This window comes from Streptomyces scabichelini (genome assembly GCF_011045015.1).
GTDB lineage: Bacteria > Actinomycetota > Actinomycetes > Streptomycetales > Streptomycetaceae > Streptomyces > Streptomyces scabichelini.
This window is the reverse complement of record NZ_JAAKZY010000438.1, coordinates 1-2,372: the sequence shown is the minus strand read 5'-3', so window position 1 is coordinate 2,372 and position 2,372 is coordinate 1. Positions and strand designations below refer to the sequence as shown.

The 2,372-nt window shown below is 69.6% G+C and carries 2 protein-coding genes; one reads left to right on the top strand and one right to left on the bottom strand.

Annotated elements, in window-relative coordinates; all coding sequences use genetic code 11:
- Positions 1-166: 166 nt before the first annotated feature.
- Positions 167-685: a MarR family winged helix-turn-helix transcriptional regulator gene (locus tag G5C60_RS50425; RefSeq protein WP_165271007.1), complete on the top strand. Its 519-nt coding sequence runs from the start codon at positions 167-169 to the stop codon at positions 683-685.
- Here G5C60_RS50425 and G5C60_RS50420 read toward each other — a convergent pair.
- A complete protein-coding gene (locus tag G5C60_RS50420; protein WP_165271005.1) occupies positions 669-2,165 on the bottom strand; it encodes an FAD-dependent monooxygenase in 1,497 nt (498 codons plus the stop codon). The two genes, G5C60_RS50425 and G5C60_RS50420, sit on opposite strands and share 17 nt — an antisense overlap.
- Positions 2,166-2,372: the final 207 nt, after the last annotated feature.

Below are 2,372 nucleotides of genomic sequence, written 5' to 3'. Positions count from 1 at the left end.
GGCGGCGGGGCGGTTCATGACCGGCTCCAGGGGCGGCGGGTGGCATGGCCGGCTCAGGACGCGTGACCCGTAGCCAGCTCGCTTGGTCGCAAGTAGCTTAGCCCTAAGCTACTTTCCGTCAAGCTACTTTCTTGCGACCAATTGGTTGGGCCCGGATACTCGCCCCATGAGCAACACGCCCAAGACCCCCCGGGACGCCGTCGACGCGATCATCGACCAGTGGGCCGTCGTACGGCCCGATCTGGACACCGCCGCGATGGAGGTGTTCGGCCGCGTCTACCAGCTCTCGCGGACCATGGGCGACCGGATGGACAAGGCGTACGCCCGGTTCGGGATCTCACGCGGCGAGTTCGACGTACTCGCCACGCTCCGGCGGTCCGGCGCCCCGTACACCCTCTCGCCCCGCCGGCTCTCGGAGACGCTGATGCTGACCACCGGTGGCATGACGGGGCGGCTCGACAAGCTGGAACGGGCCGGTCTGCTCCGCAGGTCCCCCGACCCCCACGACCGCCGGGCCCTCCACGTCACGCTCACGAACAAGGGCCTGGCGATGATCGACGACGCGGTCGAGGCCGGGCTCGCCCTCCAGACGGAGGCACTGTCGGCGCTCGACGCGGAACAGGCCGACCAACTGGCCGACCTGTTGCGTCAGTTGCTCGCGGGCACGGTCAGCCCACGGCCTTAGTCAGCGCCGCCTCGACCTCTTCCGCGTCCGCGGAGTCCGCCGCCCAGGCCGCGTAACCGTCGGGACGGACCAGTAGCGTCGTACGCCGCTCGCTCGCCCAACTCTCCACCGTGAGGCGGTCCTTGCGGGCGTCGATGCCGGCGAGGCCGATGTCGGCGGGTGTGGTGTCGGCGGTGGTGGGGTCAGCGGTGGTGGTGTCGGCCGGCGTGACGAGTACGAACCTGCCGCCGCGCAGGGCCTCGTAGAGGCGGCCGCTCTCCAGCTCCACGTCGGGGACGCGCTTGCCGACCATCGGATGGGCACCGCGCGGCGCCGGGTACGCGAAGCCGATCCCGGTGATCTCGCCGACCATCCGCGTGCGCGCCGGACGGACGTTGTTCAGGAACGTGGTGAGCAGCGCGCGGGCCGCGAGTGTCCAGGGCCGCTTGGCCATCGCAAGCCGCACGATCCCGCCGCTGCTGCGGAGCACCGCCTTGCCGACGGGGTGACGCTCGGCCTGGTAGGTGTCCAACAGGCCTGCGGGACCGTACCCGTTGAGCGTCGCCACCAGCTTCCAGCTCAGGTTCGCGGCATCCTGGAGGCCGGTGTTCATCCCCTGGCCGCCTGCGGGGGTGTGCACGTGCGCGGCGTCCCCGGCCAGGAACACGCGACCCACGCGATACTCGGGCACCTGCCGCTCGTCGCTGTGGAACCGGGACATCCAGCGGGCGTCATGCATGCCGTAGTCGCGGCCCAGGGCGAGCCGGGCGATCTCCTTGACCTCGTCGAGGTCGAGGGGCGCGGTGTCGGGGACGTTGCGGCCGCGGTGCCAGCCGATCATGCGGTAGTAGCCGTCACCGAAGGGCGCGATAAAGGCGAACGCGTCGCCGACGGCGTTGACGGTGAGCAGCGTCGCGGGCTTCTCGGCGAGCTTGACGTCGGCGAGGACGACGGAACGGATCACCGAGCGGCCGGGGAAGGGCAGCACGAGCGACTCGCGCACGGAGCTGCGCATCCCATCGGCCCCGACGACATACGCGGCCCGTAGCTCCTCCGCCTCCCCGCTGGGCCCGCGTACGCGAAGCGTCACGCCGTCCGCGTCCTGGACCAGTCCGGTCACCTCTGTCTCGTACACGAACCGCACCCCCGCCTCGACCGCCCGCCGCTTCAGCGCCGCCTCCATCTCGTACTGCGGGAGGACGAGCAGGTGATTGAAACGCGAGGGCAGCGTGTCGAGTGTGACGGTGAGGCGACTGAAGAGGCGGATGCGGTCGAGTGCCTGGCCCTTGGCCTCCAGCTCGTCGGCGAGACCGCGCGCGTCGAGCTGCTCCAGGGTGCGGGCGTGCACGACGAAGGCGCGGGAGAGGTTGCTGATCTCGTGCGGCCGCTTCTCGACGAGGGTCACGGGGATGTCGGCGGCGGCAAGGTCGCCGGCCAGCAGCAGCCCGGTGGGTCCGGCGCCGACGACGATGACGTTGGACTGAGTGTTCCTGGCATTCATGGCGATCTCCTGATGCCTATGGGTGTTGGTCCACGCACGTTGGTCAACACACGTTGGCCAACACCTGAGGGCCAACATCCGAGTGCCAACACTTGTTGGCCAACGCTCGTTTGCCAACATAGGGTGACCCCACTGGACTGTCAACACGTGTTGGCCTACGTTTGTTGGCATGACTGACACCGACTCCCCCACCTCCCCCGTCTCCGC